Origin of the sequence: Pseudorhodobacter sp., from assembly GCF_030452865.1 — a bacterium.
GTDB lineage: Bacteria > Pseudomonadota > Alphaproteobacteria > Rhodobacterales > Rhodobacteraceae > Pseudorhodobacter.
The window spans coordinates 1-4,769 of record NZ_JAKDLJ010000292.1 but is presented as its reverse complement, the minus strand read 5'-3'; the positions used below and the strand labels follow the sequence as shown (position 1 = coordinate 4,769).

Genomic DNA, 4,769 nt, shown 5'->3' with positions numbered 1-4,769 from the left:
GTAATAATCCAGCGCGGCCTTGCCATTCTCGCGCCCGACACCGGATTGCTTGACGCCGCCAAACGGCATTTCCACCGGCGTCAAGTTATAGGTATTGATCCAGCACGTCCCTGCATGCAACGCCGAAATCACCCGATGCGCGCGGGGCAGGTCAGCCGTGAACACACCTGCTGCAAGGCCAAATTCTGTGTTGTTGGCGCGACTTACGACATCTTCTTCATCCAAAAAATCAAGAACGGCCATCACCGGGCCAAACACCTCTTGCTGTGACAGTACCATTTCGTCGGTGACATCGGCAAAGACGGTCGGCTGCACAAACAGCCCATCCGCATTGCCTCCCGTGACCAGCCGGGCGCCTGCCGCCTTGGCCCCTTCAACATATTCCATCACCTTGTCCCGTTGTGCCCCAGAAATCAGCGGCCCCATCTGGGTCGACATCTCCATCGGGTCACCAAGCACGATCTTTTCCGACCGTTCCGCAAGCCGCGTCAGGAAGGCGTCCTTGATGCCGTTTTGCACAAATACCCGCGTCCCATTGCTGCAAACCTGACCCGCCGAATAGAAATTCGCCATCATCGCGGCCCCAACGGCGCTTTCCAGATCGGCATCGTCAAAGATGATCAACGGCGATTTGCCCCCAAGTTCCATCGTGACATGACGCAAGCCTTCGGCAGCGGCAGCGTAAACCTTGCGCCCGGTTGGCACCGACCCCGTCAGCGACACCTTGTCAACGCGGGGATCAGTGACCAACGCGCCACCGACCGCGCCGCGCCCTTGAACGACATTGAACAGCCCCGCAGGCAGCCCTGCCTCCATAAAGACCTGCGCCAGTTCCAGCGCACCCAAAGGCGTGACTTCGGAGGGTTTGAACACCATCGCATTGCCCATCGCCAGCGCGGGCGCGGATTTCCAGCAGGCAATCTGGCTTGGATAATTCCAGGCACCGATGCCCACGCAAACACCCAGCGCCTCGCGCAGGGTATAGGCGAAATCAACGCCAAGCGGGATCGTCTCTCCAGTCACCGAAGCCACCAAACCGCCAAAATACTCCAAGGCATCGGCACCAGACGGCCAGTCGGCAACCAGCGTTTCCTGCAAAGGCTTGCCAGTATCCAGCGTTTCCAACCGCGCCAGCGCATCGCCACGCGCCCGGATCAGGTCCGCCGCGCGGCGCAGCACCCGCCCGCGTTCGACAGGTCGCATCGCGGCCCATGCCCCCTGCGCCCGTTTCGCCGCAGCCAGCGCGGCATCGATCACCGCAGGCGTTGCCTCATGCAGACGTGCGATCACTGCGCCCGTGGCCGGATACAGCACCTCCAGCACCGCCCCCGCCTTGTCTTCCATCCAGTCGCCATCAACAAAATGGCTCGCTTTCGGTTGCGCAATCATCACCACACCTTTTCTCAATTTCTCAGTTCAGCGGACAGATACGCCTGTAACATACGCACTGCCGCCTTGCCGTCCGAAGGCCGAGGCGACAGCGCTTCCCGCAGGTAAACCCCGTCAATCAACGCGCCCAACGCCTCGGTCACCGCATCGGCGCGCGCACCGATCAAGGGGCGCAACGCGTGCAGGATATTCGCATGCAACCGCCGCTGATACACTGCAAGCAACCGACGCGCACCGGGTACCGTTTGCGCCAGAACGTAAAAGTTCAACCAGGCGCTGACCACCTCGCGCCGGAAGTTCGTCGCACTGAACGAGGCCAGCAAAATTGCCTCCAGCCGGGCCTCGGGTGTGGCGGCGGTGGCCAACGCGCCGCGCACCTCTGCGCTATAAAGCGTCAGGATATGGCGCATCGCGGCCAGAAATATCTGCTCCTTGCCGCCAAAATAGTGATGCGCCAGTGCGGTTGACATGCCCGCACGCTTTGCAATTTGCCCCACAGTCACATCGAGCGAACCCGCGCGCCCGATCTCGGTGATCGTCGCTTTCACCAAGGCGGTCTTTCGGATAGGCTCCATCCCAAGTTTCGGCATCACGGATTCCCAGATATATCTTGCATGCCGGGCTATCGTGAAGTTTATTGACTCGTCAATCAACAAAAAACAACCAACCGGAGGAAACCCATGACCCCGATCAAACAAACCCTGCTGGCTGGCGTGGCCGCGCTCAGCTTTGCCCTGCCCGCCTTTGCTGATGGCTGCGACACCGTGCGCTTTTCCGATGTGGGCTGGACCGACATCACCGCCACCACCGCAGCAACCACGCTGATTCTGAAGGCGCTCGGCTATGACACCACGATCAGCGTGCTGGCAGTACCGGTGACCTATGCCTCGATGGCCGACAACAATATTGACGTGTTCCTGGGCAACTGGATGCCTACGATGGAAGGCGATATTGCGGCGTATCGTGATGCGGGCACTGTTGATACCGTTCGCACCAACCTGACTGGCGCGAAATATACGCTGGCGACCAATGCCGCCGGTGTTGCCGCAGGGATCAAGGATTTCGCCTCTATCGCGCAGGCCAAAGACGCCCTCGACGGCAAGATTTACGGGATTGAGCCTGGCAATGACGGCAACCGCCTGATCACGAGCATGGTTGACGGCGATTCCTTTGGGCTCAAGGGTTTCCAGGTTGTCGAGTCGTCAGAGCAAGGCATGCTGGCGCAGGTTTCCCGCGCCGAAGATCGCAATGAACCCATTGTGTTTCTGGGATGGGAACCGCATCCGATGAACGCCAATTTCAAAATGACCTACCTGCCGGGTGGCGATGAATTCTTTGGTCCCGATCTTGGCGGCGCCATTGTCGCCACCAACACCCGCGCCGGCTATGTGAAGGAATGTCCGAACACCGGCAAGCTGCTGGAAAACCTCGTATTCTCCTTGCCGATGGAGAATGAGATCATGGGTGCGATCCTGAATGACGGGGCAGAACCGGAAGCCGCCGCGCGCGCATGGCTTGCCGCCAACCCGGACACATGGAAGCCCTGGCTGGACGGCGTGACCACCAAGGACGGCGGCGATGCCGTGGCCGCGGTTGAGGCTGCCCTGGCAAAGTGATCCCTCTGGCCCCGGCAACGTCCGGGGCCATTTTTCAAGGACAATCATGGCCCTTTTCACCCCCCTCGTTGATGTGCTGACATCGGCGAAAATCCCGGTTGGGGACGCGGCGCAAAGCGTCGTCACCTGGCTGAAGCACAATGCCGCTTGGTTTTTCGACCTTGTATCAGACTTGCTTGCCAACCTGATCGGAGCGGTGACGGTCACTATCGACGCGCTCGGCCCAATTGGCATGACGCTTCTGTTTGTTGGCATCACCTATCTATTGCAGCGCAGCCCCAAGAAATGCATGGTCGTCGCATTGGGGATGTTTTTCATCGTAAACCAAGGCTATTGGGACCGCACGATTGAAACCCTGTCGCTGATCCTCGTGTCTTGCATCGTTTGCATGGGGGTGGGTGTGCCGACTGGAATCCTTGCCGCGCGCAGGCGCTGGCTTTATTCCGTGCTGGAACCTGTGCTCGACCTGATGCAGACGCTGCCAACCTTCGTCTATCTTATTCCCGCCGTTATCTTTTTCGGCCTCGGCGCGGTGCCGGGCCTGATCGCCACGGTGATCTTCGCGCTGCCTGCTTCGATCCGGCTTACCTATCTCGGCATCTCCTCCACCCCGACGGCCTTGACCGAAGCCGCAACTGCCTTTGGCGCCACTCCGATGCAACGCTTGATCAAGGTCGAACTGCCTTCGGCATTTCCGCAGATCATGGTGGGGCTCAATCAAACCATCATGCTGTCGCTTTCAATGGTGGTGATCGCCACTCTGGTCGGCGCGGGCGGGCTTGGCCAACCCGTGCTGAACGGGCTGAACCGGATGAAACCGGATCTCGGCTTTGAGGCGGGATTGGTGATTGTCGCGCTTGCAACCGTGCTGCGTGTCATGCTGGAGGTGCGCAAGAAATGACATCAAAGCCCGCAAGAAACCCCGCTGTCATTTTCGATAATGTGTCAATTGTTTTTGGGGATCGACCCGGTATTGCCCTGCCCCTGATGGACGCGGGCAAATCCCGCCCCGAGATTCAGGATGAAACCGACCAGATCCTTGGGGTTCACGACTGCTCCCTGACGGTGGAAGAAGGCGAGATCCTCGTACTTATGGGGCTATCTGGGTCCGGAAAATCCACATTGTTACGCGGCGTGAACGGTCTCAATCCGGTGATCCGTGGCGAGGTCCGCGTCAAGGATGGTGCTGGCATGACATCGGTGACACAAGCCGATGCAGTCACCTTGCGCCGGTTGCGCCTTTCGAATATTGCCATGGTGTTTCAACAGTTTGGGTTGCTGCCTTGGCGCTCGGTACGCGAAAACGTTGGGCTTGGGTTGGAACTCGCTGGCCAAAGCGTCGCCCAGCGCACGGCAGCGGTTGACGAACAACTTGCGCTGGTGAACTTGTCGCAATGGGCCGACCGCAAGGTGGGGGAATTGTCCGGCGGCATGCAGCAACGCGTCGGGCTTGCACGCGCCTTTGTCACGGATGCGCCGATCCTGCTGATGGATGAACCTTTTTCGGCGCTTGACCCGTTGATCCGCGCACATTTGCAGGATGAACTTCTGGAACTCCAGATCCGTCTGAAACGCACAATAATTTTCGTCAGCCATGACCTCGATGAAGCCTTCAAGATCGGCAATCGCATCGCTCTGATGGACGGCGGGCGTATCGTGCAATGCGGAACCGCGCGCGAAATCATCGCTAACCCCGTCAGCCAGTATGTCGCCGATTTCGTCGCCCATATGAACCCTATGGCAGTGCTGACCGCCCGCGATGTG

5 protein-coding genes are annotated in these 4,769 nt (G+C 59.4%); 3 read left to right on the top strand and 2 right to left on the bottom strand.

Features of this window, described 5'->3' with window-relative positions; genetic code table 11:
- Both betB and betI read right to left on the bottom strand, forming a co-directional pair.
- On the bottom strand, window positions 1-1,389 hold a 1,389-nt coding region (gene betB, locus L0H65_RS14825; RefSeq protein ID WP_301459820.1), incomplete at its 3' end, for a betaine-aldehyde dehydrogenase.
- A gap of 14 nt (window positions 1,390-1,403) precedes the next feature.
- A complete protein-coding gene (gene betI, locus L0H65_RS14820) occupies window positions 1,404-1,979 on the bottom strand; it encodes a transcriptional regulator BetI (protein ID WP_301459819.1) in 576 nt (191 codons plus the stop codon).
- 90 nt (window positions 1,980-2,069) lie between these two features.
- Here betI and choX point away from each other — a divergent pair, with 90 nt between their 5' ends.
- From choX to choV, 3 genes are all read left to right on the top strand, one after another.
- Window positions 2,070-3,005: a choline ABC transporter substrate-binding protein gene (choX, locus tag L0H65_RS14815; protein WP_301459818.1), complete on the top strand. Its 936-nt coding sequence runs from the start codon at window positions 2,070-2,072 to the stop codon at window positions 3,003-3,005.
- A gap of 46 nt (window positions 3,006-3,051) precedes the next feature.
- Entirely contained in the window at window positions 3,052-3,906 is an 855-nt protein-coding gene (gene choW / locus L0H65_RS14810; RefSeq protein WP_301459817.1) for a choline ABC transporter permease subunit, read from the top strand.
- Window positions 3,903-4,769: choline ABC transporter ATP-binding protein (gene choV, locus L0H65_RS14805; protein WP_301459816.1), on the top strand; the 867-nt coding region annotated here is incomplete at its 3' end. The genes choW and choV, both read left to right, overlap by 4 nt.

What these genes read in the sequence shown, in the direction of transcription:
- betI (WP_301459819.1), bottom strand. Translation starts at nt 1,979, where the DNA reads ATGCCGAAACTTGGGATGGAGCCTATCCGAAAGACCGCCTTGGTGAAA.
- choW (WP_301459817.1), top strand. Translation starts at nt 3,052, where the DNA reads ATGGCCCTTTTCACCCCCCTCGTTGATGTGCTGACATCGGCGAAAATC.
- choX (WP_301459818.1), top strand. Translation starts at nt 2,070, where the DNA reads ATGACCCCGATCAAACAAACCCTGCTGGCTGGCGTGGCCGCGCTCAGC.